16 protein-coding genes are annotated in these 17,569 nt (G+C 67.4%); 8 read left to right on the top strand and 8 right to left on the bottom strand.

Going from position 1 to position 17,569, the window contains the following annotated elements:
- The first annotated feature begins 214 nt into the window (after window positions 1–214).
- Both FDK12_RS03650 and FDK12_RS03655 read left to right on the top strand, forming a co-directional pair.
- The gene (locus tag FDK12_RS03650) at window positions 215–673 is read left to right on the top strand and encodes a GtrA family protein (RefSeq protein ID WP_137368309.1); all 459 of its coding nucleotides are present in this window, start codon (window positions 215–217) and stop codon (window positions 671–673) included.
- Window positions 674–808: 135 nt separating this feature from the next.
- Entirely contained in the window at window positions 809–1,552 is a 744-nt protein-coding gene (locus FDK12_RS03655) for a hypothetical protein (protein WP_137368310.1), read from the top strand.
- A gap of 60 nt (window positions 1,553–1,612) precedes the next feature.
- Here FDK12_RS03655 and FDK12_RS03660 read toward each other — a convergent pair whose 3' ends face one another.
- The 3 genes from FDK12_RS03660 to FDK12_RS03670 all read right to left on the bottom strand — a co-directional run bounded on the left by FDK12_RS03660 (window position 1,613) and on the right by FDK12_RS03670 (window position 5,772).
- Complete coding sequence (locus FDK12_RS03660) at window positions 1,613–3,442, bottom strand: immune inhibitor A domain-containing protein (RefSeq protein WP_317616709.1); 1,830 nt, start codon at window positions 3,440–3,442, stop codon at window positions 1,613–1,615.
- Between the two features lie 221 nt (window positions 3,443–3,663).
- Window positions 3,664–4,800 (bottom strand): aminotransferase class V-fold PLP-dependent enzyme, encoded by a 1,137-nt coding sequence (locus FDK12_RS03665; RefSeq protein ID WP_137368311.1) that lies wholly within the window; start codon window positions 4,798–4,800, stop codon window positions 3,664–3,666.
- On the bottom strand, window positions 4,801–5,772 hold the full coding sequence (locus FDK12_RS03670; protein WP_137368312.1) for a D-cysteine desulfhydrase family protein: 972 nt from the start codon (window positions 5,770–5,772) through the stop codon (window positions 4,801–4,803).
- Between the two features lie 313 nt (window positions 5,773–6,085).
- Here FDK12_RS03670 and FDK12_RS03675 point away from each other — a divergent pair, with 313 nt between their 5' ends.
- A complete protein-coding gene (locus tag FDK12_RS03675) occupies window positions 6,086–6,673 on the top strand; it encodes a GNAT family N-acetyltransferase (protein ID WP_137368313.1) in 588 nt (195 codons plus the stop codon).
- 78 nt (window positions 6,674–6,751) lie between these two features.
- Here FDK12_RS03675 and FDK12_RS03680 read toward each other — a convergent pair whose 3' ends face one another.
- The 5 genes from FDK12_RS03680 to FDK12_RS03700 form a co-directional block, all read right to left on the bottom strand.
- Window positions 6,752–7,741 carry an MsnO8 family LLM class oxidoreductase gene (locus FDK12_RS03680; protein WP_137368314.1) on the bottom strand — a complete coding sequence of 330 codons (990 nt, stop codon included), beginning with the start codon at window positions 7,739–7,741 and terminating at the stop codon, window positions 6,752–6,754.
- Between the two features lie 214 nt (window positions 7,742–7,955).
- Entirely contained in the window at window positions 7,956–8,369 is a 414-nt protein-coding gene (locus FDK12_RS03685; RefSeq protein ID WP_137368315.1) for a universal stress protein, read from the bottom strand.
- Complete coding sequence (locus FDK12_RS03690) at window positions 8,366–9,892, bottom strand: tripartite tricarboxylate transporter permease (RefSeq protein ID WP_137368316.1); 1,527 nt, start codon at window positions 9,890–9,892, stop codon at window positions 8,366–8,368. The genes FDK12_RS03685 and FDK12_RS03690 overlap by 4 nt, the downstream gene beginning before the upstream one ends.
- A gap of 9 nt (window positions 9,893–9,901) precedes the next feature.
- On the bottom strand, window positions 9,902–10,507 hold the full coding sequence (locus FDK12_RS03695) for a tripartite tricarboxylate transporter TctB family protein (RefSeq protein WP_223263074.1): 606 nt from the start codon (window positions 10,505–10,507) through the stop codon (window positions 9,902–9,904).
- A gap of 2 nt (window positions 10,508–10,509) precedes the next feature.
- Entirely contained in the window at window positions 10,510–11,526 is a 1,017-nt protein-coding gene (locus FDK12_RS03700) for a Bug family tripartite tricarboxylate transporter substrate binding protein (RefSeq protein WP_137368317.1), read from the bottom strand.
- 135 nt (window positions 11,527–11,661) lie between these two features.
- On the opposite strand from FDK12_RS03700, the gene FDK12_RS03705 reads away from it, so the two are divergent.
- The 5 genes from FDK12_RS03705 (at window position 11,662) to FDK12_RS03725 (ending at window position 17,556) form a co-directional block, all read left to right on the top strand.
- Window positions 11,662–12,546: a LysR family transcriptional regulator gene (locus tag FDK12_RS03705; RefSeq protein WP_137368318.1), complete on the top strand. Its 885-nt coding sequence runs from the start codon at window positions 11,662–11,664 to the stop codon at window positions 12,544–12,546.
- A gap of 135 nt (window positions 12,547–12,681) precedes the next feature.
- Entirely contained in the window at window positions 12,682–13,596 is a 915-nt protein-coding gene (kdgD, locus tag FDK12_RS03710; protein ID WP_137368319.1) for a 5-dehydro-4-deoxyglucarate dehydratase, read from the top strand.
- A gap of 9 nt (window positions 13,597–13,605) precedes the next feature.
- Complete coding sequence (locus FDK12_RS03715; protein ID WP_137368320.1) at window positions 13,606–15,216, top strand: aldehyde dehydrogenase (NADP(+)); 1,611 nt, start codon at window positions 13,606–13,608, stop codon at window positions 15,214–15,216.
- A 59-nt stretch (window positions 15,217–15,275) separates the two neighbouring features.
- Window positions 15,276–16,544 (top strand): enolase C-terminal domain-like protein, encoded by a 1,269-nt coding sequence (locus tag FDK12_RS03720; RefSeq protein ID WP_137368775.1) that lies wholly within the window; start codon window positions 15,276–15,278, stop codon window positions 16,542–16,544.
- 91 nt (window positions 16,545–16,635) lie between these two features.
- Window positions 16,636–17,556 (top strand): AEC family transporter, encoded by a 921-nt coding sequence (locus FDK12_RS03725; protein WP_137368321.1) that lies wholly within the window; start codon window positions 16,636–16,638, stop codon window positions 17,554–17,556.
- The last annotated feature ends 13 nt before the right edge of the window (window positions 17,557–17,569 follow it).

Below are 17,569 nucleotides of genomic sequence, written 5' to 3' on the forward strand. Positions count from 1 at the left end.
ACAGCAACACCTTCAGGAAGGGCCGCACCCCATAGGTGTGGCCCTTCCTTTTCTGCGTGCGCCAGGACTACCTGGCGAGGAAGGCGAGCAGGTGGTGGCTCCACTCGTCGCGGAGCGCTCCGCTGGCCACGGCGCCTCCGGCTCTCTCATTGACGATTAGTAACTTAGGTTGCCTAAGTAGTAGTTTGGAGGGTTGTCGGGAGAGGGAGCGGGTGTGAGCGGAGCGTTGCAGCGCCTCGGTTCCTTCACCGCCGTGGGCACCGTCGCCTTCGTCGTCGACATCTCGGCCTTCAACATCCTGGCGTCCGGTGTCGGCGTCGGGCCGATCACTGCGAAGGTCATCTCGGTGGTCCTGGCCACGGCCGTCTCGTGGCTGGGCAGCCATTACGTCACCTTCCGGGAGTTCGCCGGCCGCCCTAAGCGCCAGGAAGCACTGCTTTTCGGACTCACGAACCTCGCCGGGCTCGGCATCGCAGCGGCATGCCTCGCCGTCTCCCACTACGTCTGCGGACTCACCAGCCCTCTCGCGGACAACATCTCCGCGAATGTCGTCGGGGTCCTGCTCGGCAATGTGTTCCGCTACATCGCCTACCGCTTCTTCGTGTTCCGACCAGCGGCACAGGCACCGGCACCTGTCGGCACAGCCGGCACCTCGCTCCACCACAGGCCCTGACGTCCACAGCAAGGGGGCGCTGCGATGTCGGTGATGGATAGGAACAGGAACCGTCACGGCGTAGCATGAACCCGAACCATCAGCATGCTTCGCACTTCATCTGCCGGCCCCGTCCCCCTGTGAGAAGACCCTGCCATGCGCGTCCGCACGACGATCCCCGCCCTGGCGCTCAGTAGCGCCTTCCTCCTGGCCGCACCCCCGCTGGCGTCCGCAGTGTCGCAATCACCACCATCGAATCGGATGGTTGCACAGGCGGGCACGGTCACTGCTCCCCCTCAGCGGGAAGCGACCAGCCCGCCCGGTGATGCAGCACTGACCGGACCGCCATCCGAGTCCCCGCCGGTACCGGAGCCAACCGAGCCCGCGGTGGATCCGTCCGCAACCCCCTCGGCGAGCGGGCAACCGGTCGCTACCCCCAGTGGTGGGGCGCCCACCCCGATCGATCTGCCCGCCGTCGCGCGGGAACCCGCCCCGACCCCGGCTGTTCCCTCGCCGTCCGCCGGGCCTCCCTCGCCGGAAGAGTCCGAGCCGTCCGCCGAGCCCCCGCCGCCCTCACCTGTAGAGCCTGCCGCTCCCCCTGCCCTCCTGGCTCCTCCGCCCCCGCAGCAGCCGGGCGGGGCCGCCGTCGGGGCAGGAGCCTTCCCAGCTCCCGCATCGCTCCCCGGCATCCCGAGCCCGTCGTCGCGAGCGGCCCGGGTGTCTCCCCCGGCCACACCGACCCTGCTGCCACAGGCTGAATCGATCGTGACCGAGGCGCAGATCAGCGCCGGCCCCCCGCTGCGGTACCTGGCAGCAGGGATCCTGAGCATCGTTGCAGCTGTCCTGGCCCTCGCGATCGCCGTGGTCTCGCAACCGCGGCGCCGGCGGCGCGCCCACTAGGACACCGGACGGAGGAAGCCGGGAGTCACCTCCCGGCTTCCTACGTCTCCGGACTGCCTGCTAGCGCACCTGCAGGGTCATCATCCCGGTCGGATTGGACTGGATGACCTCGATCTTGGTTCCCGTACCTGCGACCACGACGGAGCCCTGCGGGTTCGCGGCGTCGTAGTAGGCGGTGGGATCGGTGTCGTCGAAGACGGCGACGCCTGCCTGCGACGGCGCCCGGAGGGTCGTCATGCCCGCCGAGGTCTCGCGGTGCAGGTTCAGCGCATCGGTGGCCTGCTTGCCGAAGGTGGCGTCGAAGCTCTGGATGCGGTTACGCACCACCGTGCCGTCGGACCAGGTCAGGGCCTTCGGGTGGGCGTCCACGGGCAGGGCGAGGCCTGCACCGGGGTGCTGGCGCGTGTTGTTGTTGCTCTGTGCAGTGTTCCAGTAGGTGATGCTCAGGCCGTCCTGGTAGGCGTAGTGCTCCACGGTGTCAGGCGCGGTGAGGCCCCAGCCGAAGTTGTACGGACCGGTGGCGAGCGTTGCGTCGTAGCCTCCGTACACGCGGTTCTCCGCGATGTAGAAACGGTCCTTGCCGGCGGCGTCCTTCGGCAGGTTCACGACGACGGCCTGCGGAGCCTTCGTGGCGTGGAACGACGGGCCGATCTTGTGGGTCGACTTCTGGCCGGCGGTTGCGACGTCGTAGTCCAGCCAGCCGAGCTGCAGCTTTTCCCAGGCGCCCATGTGGTTCGGCGTGGTCCCGATGGCTCCCTCGCCGTGGCCGAGCCATGACCCGGAGCTCATGAGCGTCCAGAACCCGGTTCCGTTCTCGCCGCCGCTGGTGTCGTACAGGTCGGGCAGGCCGAGGTCGTGTCCGTACTCGTGCGCGAAGACTCCGAGACCGCCGTTCTCCGGCTCGGTGGTGTAGTCACGGATCCAGACGTTCGAGTCGCCGATCCTGATGCCGCCGTACGGGTTGGCTGCTGGGCCGGACGTGCCTCGGCCTGCCTGGCCCACGGCCCAGCGGTGCGACCAGATGGCCGACGACGCCGCGCCGGCCTCCTCGCCCTCGCCCGCGTGGATGGCCTGGAAGTGGTCGATGTAGCCGTCCGCCTCGTCGAAGTCGCCGTCCTTGTCGAAGTCGTAGCGGTCCCACTGGTCGAAGGTCGCGAGGTACGCGTCGATCCCGGCAGGCGTCCTGCCTGCGGCGATCTGCGAGTCGTACCAGGCATCCGCCGTGTCCTGCACGAAGCGGGTCATGTCCGCCTGGCTCTCGGTCTCGCCATAGCTCGCCGAGTTGTAGGGCACGGTGACCCAGTCGCTGACGTCGCCGTCGACCGTGTAACGGCCGCTCGACATCTCCTCGTAGACGCCCTTGAGGGATTCACCCTCGTTGCTGAAGAACATGTCGAGGTAGTGCTCGCGGTCGAAGGTGTCCGACCAGTAGGTGGAGTTGTCCACCGTGCGGTCCGGCTCCTTGATGGTGTTGTGCGTTGGGCCCGCCGTCGAGGTGGGGAAGCGCGGATCGACCATGTCCCCGAAATCGACGAGGAAGGACAGGATCTGATCGCTCTCCTGCAGTCCGTACTGCGCCCACTGGCCGGGGGCTACCTTGACGGCCTTGGAGCCGCCGCGGTCCTCCACCGTGGCCTCGCCGGAGATGACCTTCGCCAGTCCCTGCTGGTTGAGCCGGCGGCGTTCTTCTGCCGCGGGATCGGCGCGGTCGTCGAGCTTCCCGGCCGCACCATCGGCACTGGGCGAGGACGCGAAGGACGAGGTGGCGGCGGTTGAGCCCGCCGCGCTGCCGGTGGTGGCCTGCGCGCTGACAGGAGCAAGCACGACGGCGCTGGTCACGGCGAGCGCCATCGCGCACCGCAGCCCCCGGGTACGAGTGGTGAGATTCAAGGGTTCTCCTTAGTGAAATGTCCCAGCTGATGAGGAGCACACCCAGGTTAGGTGCCTGAGGTTACGAACATGTTGCCTAAGTCACACGTTCTGACGGGACGTTAGCACCGGTCGCGGACACTTCCGAGGACCGGCCCCCTTCCATGGGCCAACCCTTGCAGCGACTCTGGTGCAACCGGGAAGCGAGCCCTATAGTGCGGCGATCGCTAGGACGGAGCCCGCTAGGCGAAGTCCGCCAGCACCTTCGCCGCCTCGCTGAACACCTCGGACCGCGTTGTCGCGTGGACGGAGAGTCGAATACGGTCCTCGCCGTGCCGGGTGGCGGAGATGCCAGCGGCGGCGAGCGCCGCATGGGCATCGGCAGCCCGTCCGGACACCCCGGCCACCACGATGCCCGCGCGTTGCTCCCTGTCCCGCGGCGAGAGAACCGGCACGCCGGCAGCGTCGAGTTCCTCGATCAGGGCGGCGGCATGCGTCGAGACGATGCCGTCGATCGCTCGGGCTCCCACCGACTCCATGAGCTCGAGGGCTTCCGCGAAGGCACCGGTCGCGTAGGGCGACAGGTTGGAGACGGAGAAACGCTCGGCGCCGGGCAGCGGCCGGTGCTCCACGCCGTCGTACCGTCTGGAATCCGTCACGCCTGTCCAGCCGGTCAGCACCGGTTCGACCCGCTCCAGCCCCTGCGGCGAGAAGGCGAGTGCAGCCACGCCCCAGGTGCCGCGCACCCACTTCTGGGCGCCGGTGATCAGCACGTCGGCGAGCGTCCACTCGAGATCGGCGACACCGAAGCCCTGGATGCCGTCCACCACGAGGAGGCGGTCCGGCCCGATCACGTCGCGAATGCCCGCGAGGTCCGCCCGGTAGCCGGTGCGGAAGTCGACGGCGCTCACGCTCACCGCCACAGTGTCGCTCGTCAGGCTGCGGGCAACGACGTCGGGCGTCATGCGGGTGCCGGGAGCGCCGACGAGATCGACACGGGCTCGGCCGATGCCGCCCGTGCGCAGCCAGGGGTAGATGTTGGAGGGGAACTCGCCCGCACTGACCAGCACCGAGCCGCCGGGCAGACCGAAGGCCACCTGGAACAGTCCCAGCGACGTGCTTCCCGTCATCCCGACGCGATCGAGCGGGAAACCGCTGAGGCGGGAGAAGGACTCCCGGGCGCGCAGGTTCTCGCCCTCCAGTCGCTCCGTGGCACCCACGGCACCCTCACCGGCCAGCCTCACGAGGTGCTCGATCCGATCGTGGACCCTGCTCGACGGCGGCCCGTAGCTCGCGAAGTTGAGGTACCCGGGAACCTCCGAGAAGGAAGCCTGGTAGGCGGCGAAGGCGGCGGCGTCGTCGTGCTCGGTCTGCGTCATCTAGTCCATGATCCTCGTCAGGGCGTCGGTGTGCCCCAGTAGACCGGGAAGTCCGCCGGTGTGCCAGAAGACGATGCGCCGGCCGCTCACTAGCTCGCCGCGCCGGACCGCGCCGATCAGGCCGGCCATGGCCCTGGCCGTGTAGGTGGGATCGAGGACGAGGCCCTCGGTGCGTGCCGCGAGGTGCATGGCGGCCAGGACCTCCTCGGTGACCGAGCCGTACCCGGGACCCAGCAGCCCGCCATCGATGCGGAGTGCCGCCGCCTCCTGCGCCCGGCCGGTCAGTTCCGCCACCATCCGGGAGATCGCGGACGACGGTTCGGGCATCGCCCCGGTGTCCACCCCGAGGACGCGCGCTGCGCCGAGCGAGGCGACGAGCCCGGCCATGGTTCCACCGGAACCGACAGCAACCACGACCTGCTGCACGTCGGGGTCCTGCTGCAGGAGTTCCTCCCCGGCATCGCGATACCCGATGGCTCCCAGCGCATTCGAACCGCCGAAAGGGATGACGGCCGGCCGCCGGTGCACCGCCAGCTCTTCCGCCACCTCCTGCACCCGAGCGGCGAGTTCCTCCTCGGAGACGTCGCCACACCAGTGCACCGTGGCGCCGAGCAACGTATCCAGGGCGACGTTGCCGAGGGGCTGGCGCGACCCCGTGAGGACGAGTACGACGTCGACCCCCAGCCGCGCGCCGGCAGCGGCCGTCAGCCGGGCGTGGTTGCTCTGCGCTGCCCCGCTGGTGACCAGCACGTCGGCGCCGCCGGCCAGCGCCGTGCCCGCCGTCCACTCGAGCTTGCGCACCTTGTTCCCCCCTCCGCCGAGGCCGGTCAGGTCGTCATGCTTGACCCACAGGTCGGCGGGACCGAGGCCGAGCGCCGCGGCAAGGCGTGGAGCGGGCTCGAGTGGTGTGGGCCAGGAGCCCAGCCGCGCCCGTGTGGGCGTCCCTGCGTGCTGCACCTGCGGACGGGTCATGTCATCCTCCATGGTTCGCTCTGCCCCAAGGGGGCACATCGATCGGTTCGCCGCATCACGTCGTGGGTCTGCACCGTCCGCCGGGGCGGCACCCGCACGCGATCGATGGCCTCCCCCATTTTCGCCCACGGTCCGCTCGGCGGCACCCTCGGAGTCCACCGCAGACGCCGGGGGCACGGTGCCCCCTGGAGGATGAGCCGGGTTTCCCAGCGCCACCCCCGCCGGGCGGCACCGCAGCTCGCTAGGCTTTATCCATGAGGTCGGCCGACGCCGTCATGGCGCGCCGACATCCACCCAGGAGAGGGAGACCGCAGTGGATTTCGTGATCCACCCCGCCACCGCCCACCGGTTCGACCACGTCGCCACGCTGCTCGGTCCCCGCAATCCGGACTCCCCCACCTGCTGGTGCCTCACGTACCGCCTGCCGTCCAGGGAGAATCGCGCGCTGACCGCGCGGGAACGTCCCGAGAAGGTCCGGGAGCTGTGCGGACGGGACATACCGCCCGGGATCCTCGCCTATGAGGATGACGTGGTGGTCGGATGGTGCGGCGTGGCTCCGCGCTCCGAACTCCACTCCTTCGCCAACAGCCGGAAGATCCCCCATCTAGACGCTCTGCCGGTGTGGACCGTGTGGTGTTTCCGCGTGCGGGGTGGGCACCGTGGTCGGGGCGTCGCGCAAGCGTTGCTGAAGGGCGCCGTCCAGCACGCCCGGCGTAACGGCGCGCCGGCCATCGAGGGGTATCCGGCCGACAACGGCGACGAGAAGGTGGACACGACGATGGCGTTCGTGGGAACCAGGCGGCTCTTCGAGAACGCCGGTTTCGCGAAGGCAGCTGACACCACCGCGATCGCCGGAGGCTTCCCGCGTGTGGTGATGCGTATGGACCTTCGGGACGGCTAGGCGAGCCCAGGGGTCCGCGGCACCGCCGCCGAAGCGCCGCGCGATGTGGCACATCGACTGCCGCGGTCGCGCCGACCGCTAGGCCGCGGACAGCTCCGCGACCAGCTCGTCCGACCGCGCCTGCCCGTCGAGGTCGAACATGCCGCCGCTGACCAGCAGCTCGTCGGCGCCCGTGCGTCCCTGCAGATCCGTCAGTTGCCGCTTCACCTCGTCCGGCGTCCCGTACACCGCGGTGGCCAGGGACTCCTCGACCAGGGCCTCGATCCGTGCCTCGACCCGTGGGCCGAGCGGCTCCGCCGCCGAGGGCTCGAGGGGCGGGAAGTACCCCTTGGTCCGCGAGACGGCGAGCGCGCGGGCCTCCGGCTCGAGGAGCTGCCGGGCTCCCGCCGTCGTTCCCGCCACCGCGACGTTCAGCGACACCACCACGTGCGGCCGGTGCCACCAGCGGGACGGGCGGAAGGAGGCACGGTAGCGCTCGAGCGCAGGATTGGGGTCGCGAAAGAGCGCGGGTCCACCGAGCACGACGGCGAGGCCGGCCCGCGCGGCGATGTCCACGCCCTGCCCCGTTGCGAGGACGAAGACGGGCGTGCGGCCGCCATCCTGCGGGCGGGCGGTGACCGAGGCACCGCCGGAGAGGAACGCGAGCAGTTCGGCGACGTCCTCCTCGAACCGGTCGGCGCCTTCCTTGCCCGTCCTGAGCGCGGCCCGCACCGCCTGGGTGAAACCGAGCGAGCGTCCGACGCCGAGGTCGAATCGGTTGTCGGAGAGGGCGGCAAGTGTTGCTGCCTGCTCCGCGACCACGAGGGGCTGGTGGTTCGGCAACATGATCCCGCCCGTGCCGATGCGGATCGTCGTCGTGCGCGACGCGATGGCGGCAGCCAGCACCGCGGGGGCCGCGCCGGCGATGCCGGGGACGCCGTGATGCTCGGCCACCCAGAATCGGCTGTAGCCCAGCTCTTCGGCTCGTCGGGCCCGCTCGCCGACTCCCTTCAGGGTGTCCGCCTCGGAGGAACCGGATCGTGACTGCGCGCGGTCGAGGATGGAGACACCGTCGAAGGGAAGGGGCATATCAACTGGAACCCATGGCGGGTCCGGGTCATTCCGGGCCGGCCGCCGCATGCTCTGCGTTCGGTCAGGTCCGTCCAGGCGGAGGCCTCTTGGTCGCTCCGCCCCGCCGTCCGTGCCACATGGGCGGGACATGAACCGGGACCATCCTGCCGCGCTACGGTTTTCAGGATGGCCCCGGAACTCCTACGTGCCGGTCGTTCGCCGGCACAAGAGTCTAATGATCGATGCTGAATCCGTCCGTCGCCTTGACGGCCAGGACAGGCCGGTCCACCTGGAGCAGGATGCGTTGGGCATGGCTGCCCATGATGAACTTGCCGACCTGGCTCCGTTTCCGCAGACCGATGACGATCAGGGAGGCGTCCACCTCCTCCGCGAGTTCGATGAACTCCTCGGTGAGGTCGTCTGCGTGACCTGGTTGGCGGACGACGGCATCAACACCTCTCGCCTTCGCCCGCCTGATGAGCTCCGCGACCTGCTCCTCCGGGATCAGGGACGCATCGACAGGAGCTCCCTTACGCGGCGAGTTGAGGATGACAGCGTTCGTCTGGCGCAGTTGCGCTTCCTGCAGCCCCGCTTCGAGCGCTGCTTCCCCTTCGGGGGTCGGTACATAGCCAATGAGGATGCTCATACTGATTCCTTGTGGTCGTTGGTGAGAAGCTCGTCCCGAGTTCCCCGGTGCCTCAGGGCTTTTTGAAGGAAGGGCAGGAGGATCACGAGGATGAAGACGAAGAGCAGGACGGCCGTGATGGGTCGGCCGGCGAACTGTGTCGCGTCACCGCCGAACAACAGCAGTGACCGCCGCAGGCTTTCCTCGAGCAGCGCTCCGAGGACGAATGCCAGCACGAGCGGCCCGGGTTCGAACCCGAACTTCTTCATCAGGTAACCGACGATCCCGAAGAAGATCACGAGCCAGATGTCGAAGATGCTGTTGTTGATCGTGTAGACGCCGATGAGGGTGATGAGCACCGTCACCGGGGCGAGGATCGCCGGACGTACGCGGAGGATCCGCACGAAGATCCCGACCAGGGGAATGCTCATGATCAGCAGCAGGATGTTGCCGATGTACATCGAGTTCACGACGCCCCAGAACAGCTCCGGGTCGTTCTGGACGAGTTGTGGACCGGGTGTCACTCCCTGGATCAGTAGCGCGCCGAAGATGATGGCCATCGTCGCATTTGCAGGGATGCCGAGGGTGAGCAGCGGGATGAAGGACGAGGTGGCGGCTGCATTGTTCGCCGTTTCGGGTCCTGCGACGCCCTCGATGGCGCCGCGGCCGAAGCGGGAGGGGTCCTTCGCACGCTTCTTCTCCATTGCGTAGGCGGCCAGGGAGGACAGTGTTGCCCCTCCACCGGGCAGGATGCCGAGGAAGAATCCGAGCACGGATCCGCGACCGATGGAGCCGGATGCCTGTTTGAGGTCCTTGCGCGAGGGCCACACGTTCGCTACCTTCGCAGGCGCCTGGACCTTGTTGTGGCGCTCTTCGAGGTTGTAGAGGATCTCGCCGAGACCGAAGATCCCCATGGCGATCGGCACGAAATCCAGCCCGTCGGCAAGAGACAAACTCCCGAGTGTGAACCGTGATTCGCCGGTGAACCCGTCCCTGCCCACGGTGGCGAGCAGGAGCCCGATGGCCGCCGCGATCAGCGACTTGAGGCGTCCGCCGTTGCTGACGGTGGCGACCAGGAGGATGCCGAGCAGCGCCAGGGCCGTGTATTCGGGCGGGCCGAAGTCGAGGGCGAAGCCGGCGACGAGGGGGGCCAGGAAGGTGAGCCCGATGATCGCGACCGTGCCACCGACGAAGGAACCGATCGCTGCGATACCGAGGGCGGTACCCGCTCGGCCCTGTTTCGTCAGGGCATAGCCGTCGAAGACGGTGACGACCGAGGAAGCCTCACCAGGGAGCCGGAGAAGAACGGAAGTGATTGTCCCCCCGTACTGGGCGCCGTAGAAGATGCCCGAGAGCATGATGATGGCGGTGACAGGTTCGATGCCGTAGGTCAGGGGCAGCAGGATCGCGATGGTTGCCGCCGGGCCGAGGCCGGGCAGAACGCCGATCAGCATGCCGATGACGACGCCGAGCAGGCAGTACAGGAGGTTGGTCGGCTCGAGGACGACACCGAAACCGTTCAGTACCGGTTCAAAAAATTCCATGGGGGTTCCCTAGAACAGATGCGGGATGGGCACGTTGAGGGCGAGGACGAAGAGCAGGTAGAACGCCACAGTGATCCCGACGCTGAGCAGGGCGGTCATCCTCCAGGTTTCCCTGCCGAGGAATCGGAGCCAGATCACGTTCAGGAGCAGCGCCGGTATCTCGAACCCGATCCGTCCGATGAGGAGGGTGAAGACGATGAGACTGACCAGTCCCGCCGCGACCTGGAGGCTGGAGCGTGAGAACCTCTCTGCGTCGAGGATATTCCGCCCGAACAGGGCAAGGGCTACGCCGAGAACTATCAGGAGGACGCTGATGATGAATGGCCACAGCCCTGGCTCGGGATCCGCAGGCGCTCCGAGGCCGAGCCGCATCGAACCGATGGTGCCAGCAACCCCGATCGCCACGACGACGATCGCCGAGGCGACATTCGCGAGCGGACCGGCTGCGGGAGGTTTCTCCTGCTCCCACTGCGCGGCGAGATCCTCAGGGGTCAGGTCGTCGACCAGGTGGTGCCCATGGCTGGACGCCTGATGGTCAGGAACCTGGTGTTCGGGCTCCTTTTGGAGAGGGTGCGAACCGCCGGTTGCCCGGCGGCCCGCGTCAGGGACGGACACGGTTACTTGCCGCCGAGGTTGATGTCGTACTTCTCCACCAGTTCCTTGTACTTGGCGGCGTTGGCCGTCCACTCCTCCGTAACCTGTGCACCGTCGACCTCATGAGGGGTGAAGAGGTTCTCCTCGTTGAAGGTCTTGTACTCCTCGCTCTCGAACGCAGCCGAGACGGCTTCGCGCAGCTTCTCGAGAGCGGGTTCCGGGGTGTCTTTCGGTGCGGCGATCGCGCGGTACTGCGACACGGGCACGTCGTAGCCTGCCTCGAGGGCGGTAGGCACGTCGGGGAGGTACTGGTTCCGCTCCTCGGAGAACGTCACGATCGGAGTAAGGGTGCCGGCTTCGATTTGCGGCATCGCCTCGCCGAGCTGGATGGTTGCGAAGTCGACCTGGTTCCCGAGGATGGCCGTCATGGCTGGAGACCCGCCGTCGAAGGGCACATCCGTTCCTTCGACACCGGCCTGCTTGAACAGCAGCGCCTGTGCCAACTGGCTCCCCGTGCCGACACCGGTTGTCGCGAAGTTGAACGCCTTGTCTGCGGCGACGATGTCCTCGACCGTCTTGTACTCGGACTCCGCATTGGCAACCAGCACATAGTCGTCCTGGGAAATGCCGCTGATGATCTCGAGGTCGTCGAGAGTCACAGCTTCATCCTCGCTGACCGCCAGGGGCGTGATCGCGATCAGTGAGGCGTTCAGAAGAATGAGGGTCTGCCCGTCCGGTGCCGCGTTGGCGACCTCCTGGGTCGCCAGGGCGCCGTTTGCGCCGGGCTTGTTCACGACCGGCATCGGCGCTCCAAGGGCATCCGATGCGTTTTCCGCGATGGCGCGGCCGATGAGGTCGGTGCTGCCACCCGGATCCTGCCCGATGGTCAGGGTGACGGGGCCGGAGGGGAACTCGCTTGCCTGCTCGCTTCCGCCACCGGAAGTGGCGACATTGCCACCGCAGGCGGAGAGAGTCAGTGCCAGGACAGCTGCTGCACCCATGGTCGACGCTGAGCGACGGGCGAACTTCGAGTGAAACATGAAAATCTCCTTTGATGGAGGTCTAGGAGTGACCACCTGTGATGGCAGTCACCCTGAGCCTGTACCGAAAGCTTAGAAACCAGCATCATGCATGTCTAAGCCCAATAAAGTATGAGCTGATACCCTCTGTGCATCATGTACTCACTCGATCAGTTACGCGGATTCGTCGCGGTCGCCGAAGAACTTCACTTCGGCAGAGCGGCCGAACGCCTGCGCATGACGCAGCCACCACTTAGTCGGCAGATTCAGAAGCTGGAGAAGGCAATCGCCGTCCAGCTGTTCGAGCGCGACAGCCGGGGCGTCACCCTCACGGCCGCCGGCACCGCCTTCCTCGGCGAGGCGCAGCGGCTCCTGGCACTTGCCGAGAGCGCTCCGGATCTGGCCAGACGCATCTCGAAGGGATCTGCCGGATCAGTCCGGCTCGGATTCACCGCAGCGTCGACCTTCGGCATCCTCGGCGCCCTCCTCAACGAGATCTCCGGTGAGTTGCCCGAGGTGGACGTCGAACTGCGTGAAATGGTCACGAGCGAGCAGATCGAGTCGCTCCGGGACGGGGACATCGATCTGGGCCTCGCCCGTCCCCCTTTCGACGAACAGGTCTTCGGTTCCCGGTTGCTGTACCGCGAACCCCTCGTCGCTGCAGTCCCGGAAGGTCACCGCCTCGCCGCTCTGGGCCGGCCCGTGACGATCGAGGACCTGAGGAGCGAGGCGCTCATCATGCACTCCCCGACCCAGGCGAAGTATTTCTATGATCTCATCGTCCGTCTGGCCCCTGCCGCTCAGCTGCAGCCCGTCCATACGGTGGCCCAGATCCTCACGATGGTGTCCCTTGTCGCTGCCCACCGCGGCATCGCCCTCGTGCCGCACTCGACCACTGTTCTCGGCATCGACGGCGTGCAGTACTGCGACCTCGACGGCTTCGGGTCAGATCCCATCGAGCTCTTCGCCATCTGGCTCAAGGAATCCAAGAATCCCGCCCTGCATCGCGTTCTCGACGTCATCACAGAAAGCCACGGCTAGGGCGGCGATACCGCTAAGGTATCAAGCCATTCTAAAACAGTCTTAGACACGTATCGCTGCTGTTCATACTCTGGGACCTATCGAACTTCCCTGGCGCTCCCGACGGTCGCGCCACCTCTACCGAAGGGTCTCCCCGTGGCTCACCTGAATCCCTCCGAGCTGGCGCAACGCATCAAGTCGGGTCTGCTCTCGTTTCCCGTCACTCACTTCGACCAGCAGTTGCAGTTCGACGAGGCCAGGTACAGGGAGCACCTGACATGGCAGTCCGACTTCGACGTCGCAGGCCTCTTCGCTGCCGGCGGCACAGGCGAGGGCTTCTCGCTCACGACCGCCGAGATGGACCGGGTGGTCCGCGTCGCCGTCGACGAGATCGGAGGTAAGGTGCCGGTCATCGCCCCGGCCACGGGGGGCACGTTCTCGGCGATCGAGCATGTCCGCGCCGCTGAACAGGCAGGGGCCGACGGGATCCTGCTCATGCCCCCCTACCTCACCGAAGCCGACCAGGAGGGACTCATCGAGCACGTCAGCGCTGTCTGTGCAGCAACGTCCCTGGGCGTGATCGTCTACAGCCGGGCGAACGCGGTGCTCAACGACCGGTCGGTCGCGATCCTCGCCGACCGCAACCCGAACCTCATCGGATTCAAGGACGGCATCGGCAACATCGAACAGATGACACGCATCTACGCCCGGGTCGGTGAACGACTGACCTACATCGGTGGCCTGCCTACCGCCGAGACCTTCGCGCTGCCCTTGCTGCAGCTGGGCGTGAGCACCTACTCCTCCGCCATGTTCAACTTCGTTCCCGAGTTCGCCCTCGGGTTCTACCGCGACGTCATCGCACAGGACAGGACAGCCGTCTACGAGAAACTCAACGACTTCGTCATTCCCTACCTGGACATCCGCGACCGCGTGAAGGGATACGGCGTCAGCATTATCAAGGGAGGCCTCGACGCGGTGGGCCGAAACGGCGGTCCCGTTCGTCCGCCTCTGCAGAACCTCACCGAGGCCGACCAGTTCGAACTGTCCACCCTGATCAAGAAGATCAGCTAGGAGCTCCATATGACCACCACCTCCAGCCCGTCCATCACGGGCCAGTCCCTCATTGCCGGCCGACCGGTCAGCGGATCCGCAGGCACCGCGCGGGCCATCAACCCGGCCACCAACGAGCAACTCGAACCCGCCATCACCCTGATCGACGGGTCGGAGCTGGCCGAAGCCACCGCAGCCGCGGCTGCCGCGTTCGACACCTACCGTGCCACGAGCCCTGCAGAGCGAGCCGCCTTCCTCGAGCGCATCGCCGACAACATCGACGCCCTGGGTGACGAGCTGACCGAGCGCGCCGTGCTCGAGACCGGCCTTCCCGCCGCACGCATCGAAGGGGAACGAGCCCGAACCGTCGGACAGATGCGCCTGTTCGCCGGCGTCGTACGCCAGGGCGATCACGTGCAGGCGCGGATCGATCCGGCACTGCCCGCCCGTGCCCCGCTCCCTCGACTGGACATCCGCCAGCGCCATATCGGGCTCGGGCCTGTCGCGGTCTTCGGAGCCAGCAACTTCCCGCTCGCCTTCTCCACGGGTGGAGGCGACACCGCATCGGCCCTCGCCGCGGGGTGCCCCGTCATCGTCAAGGCGCACAACGCCCACCCCGGCACCGCAGAACTCGTCGGTCACGCGATCACTCGGGCCGTCGAGGAATCCGGGCTTCCCGCCGGCGTCTTCTCCCTGATCTTCGGCGCCGGCACCTCCGTCGGACAGGCACTCGTGGCGGACTCGAACATCAAGGCCGTCGGCTTCACGGGCTCCCGTGGAGGTGGAACCGCCATCATGGCGACCGCCGCCGCGCGTCCCGAACCGATCCCCGTCTACGCGGAAATGTCGTCGATCAACCCGGTCTTCGTCTTCCCGGGAGCGATCGAGGACGACGTCGACGCACTCGCGTCCGGGCTCGTCGGCTCGCTGACCATGGGGGCCGGCCAGTTCTGCACCAACCCCGGCCTGATCTTCGTCCCCGCCGGCGCCCAGGGCGACCGGTTGGTTGCGGCGGCGTCCGAGGCACTTCGCGAGACGCAGGGCTCCACGATGCTCACCCGCGGCATCGCCGAGGCCTGCTCGGAAGGGGTGGCGAGGCTCCGCGACGAAGCCGACGTCGACGTCGTCGCCGAGGGCCGACCCGGCCCCACGGCGAACGCGCCAGGCGCGGTCCTGTTCAGCACCACCACGGACACCTTCAAGGACAATGTGCAGCTCCAGGAAGAAGTCTTCGGCGCCGCCGGGATCTTCATCCGCTACAGCAGCGATGACGAGCTCCTTGCCTCCGCCGAGGCGCTCGAGGGTCAGCTGACGGCCACAATCCACGCGGCCTCGTCGGACAACACCGCAATCGCACCGCTGCTGCCCGTGCTCGAGCGCAGGGTCGGCCGGATCCTCTTCAACAGCTGGCCCACCGGCGTGGAGGTCGGACATGCCATGGTTCACGGGGGGCCGTACCCGGCAACCTCGGACCCACGCTCCACGTCCGTCGGCTCACTGGCGATCATGCGCTTCCAACGGCCGGTCAGCTACCAGAACATCCCGGACGAACTGCTGCCGGCAGCGCTCCAGAACGCCAACCCCTGGGAACTCAACCGCCGCATCGATGGCACCGTCGTCAGCGCGGAGGAGGCCCAGTGACTTCGTCCACACCGACCATCGCTTCGATCGAGGTCGTTCCCGTCGCTGGCCACGACAGCATGCTGCTGAACCTCAGCGGCGCGCACGGGCCGTACTTTACGCGCAATATCGCCATCATCACCGACACCTCCGGTCGCACCGGTCTCGGCGAGGTGCCCGGCGGCGAGGCTATCCGCACGACGATCGAGGAATCCGGCGAGCTACTGGTCGGCCAGTCGATCGCGCTCTACCGGCAGCTGCTGCGCCAGGTGTCCGAACGCTTCGCCGACCGTGATGCCGGCGGCCGCGGTGCGCAGACTTTCGATCTGCGGACCACCATCCACGCCGTCACTGCTATCGAGTCCGCGCTCCTGGACCTCGTGGGTCAGCACCTCGAGGTTCCGGTGGCGGAGCTCCTCGGCGAGGGCCAGCAGCGCGACCGTGTGCAGATGCTCGGTTATCTCTTCTACATCGCCGACCGCACCAGGACCGACCTGCCGTACCTCAGCGGAGATGACACCTCGGACGCCTGGGGTCGGTTGCGGCGCGAGGAGGCCGTGACCCCGGAGGCGATCGTCGCGCTCGCCGAGGCGGCGCACGACCGGTACGGGTTCCAGGACTTCAAGCTCAAGGGCGGAGTGCTGTCCGGCGCGGAGGAGGTGGAAGCGGTCAGGGCGCTGGCAAAGCGTTTCCCCGACGCCCGCATCACCCTCGATCCCAACGGAGGATGGCTGCTCAAGGACGCCATCGAGCTGTGTTCCGACCTGCACTCGGTCCTCGCCTATGCCGAAGACCCCGTGGGAGCAGAAGGCGGGTTCTCCGGTCGGGAGACGATGGCGGAGTTCAAGCGAGCGACCGGTCTGCAGACCGCGACCAACATGATCGCCACTGACTGGCGCCAGATGGCACACGCCATCCGCTCGAATGCTGTCGACATCCCCCTCGCCGACCCCCATTTCTGGACCCTGCAGGGTTCGGTCCGCGTCGCGCAGCTCTGCAACGACTTCGGCCTCACCTGGGGATCACACTCCAACAACCACTTCGACATCTCACTGGCCATGTTCACCCACGCTGGTGCCGCGGCCCCCGGAAGCATCACTGCTCTGGACACGCACTGGATCTGGCAGGACGGCCAGCCCCTCACGAAGGAACCCCTCACCATTCGGGACGGGTACATCACCGTTCCCGAGCGGCCGGGCCTGGGTATCGAGCTGGACCGCGACGCTCTCAAGGCAGCGCACGAGCTCTACCTCGAGCATGGCCTGGGCTCCCGGAATGACGCCGCCGCCATGCAGTACCTCGTTCCGGACTGGCGATTCGACCCGAAGAAACCCTGCCTCGTTCGTTGATCGCCACGACCGGGACGCGCCTGTCCGTGCCGCTCCGGCCCCCCATCGATCCCAGGGCCGGGGCGGTCACTCCTCGCCGCAGCACCCCGTCGTGATCGGGGTGCTCGCCGGGTTCACCGTCATCGGCATCGTCATCCTCGTCGGCTACATCGCCGGGCGCCTGCAGATCGGCGGTCCGGCGGCACCGCAGGCGCTCACTGGTACCGCGTTCTTCCTCACCAATCCTGCACTGCTGCTGACCGTCGTCGCCGAAGCGGACCTGACGGATATCTTTTCCGCGTACGTGCCCGTCGCCGTCATCTCCGCGCTCGGCACGGCAGCGCTGTTCATCCTGGCGAGCAGGCTCTTCTTCCGGCGGCCGGCACCGGAGACGGCCATCGGGGCGATGTCGAGTTCCTACGTCAACGCCAACAACATCGGTCTCCCCATCGCCGTCTACGCCCTCGGCGACGCGACGCCCGTCGTGCCGGTCCTGCTCCTGCAACTGCTCGTCCTCGCCCCTGCCTATCTGGCGCTTTTCGACCTCACGTCGGGGCATCCACCATCGGTGGGGCGCATCATCAGCCAGCCCGTGCGGAACCCCATGATCATCGCCAGCTTCCTTGGTGTGGCCCTGTCCTGGAGCGGCGTGACGGTGCCTGCCGTTTTGTGGGAGCCGTTGCTCCTGCTCGGAGGAGCCGCGGTACCCCTGGTCCTGCTCGCTTTCGGCATGTCGCTTCGTGGGAATGCGCCCCTCGCAAGTCGGGCGAACCGGGTGGACGTCATGACCGCGACAGTCCTGAAATCAGTCGTCATGCCGGTGATCGCCTACGTGTGTGCGGCTCATGTCTTCCACCTCGACGATCAACTCGTCTTCGGCGCCGTTCTCATGGCCGCCCTGCCCGCTGCCCAGAACGTCTTCATGTTCGCCAGCCGCTACGGCCAGGGCGTTCCGACAGCCCGGGACGTCGTGGTCCTGTCCTCCGCTGCCGCCGTGCCTGTCCTCCTCGTCGCCGCTGCGTTCCTGGCATAGCAACTCATACTAC

This window comes from Arthrobacter sp. NamB2, assembly GCF_005281365.1.
Taxonomy (GTDB): Bacteria; Actinomycetota; Actinomycetes; order Actinomycetales; family Micrococcaceae; genus Arthrobacter_D.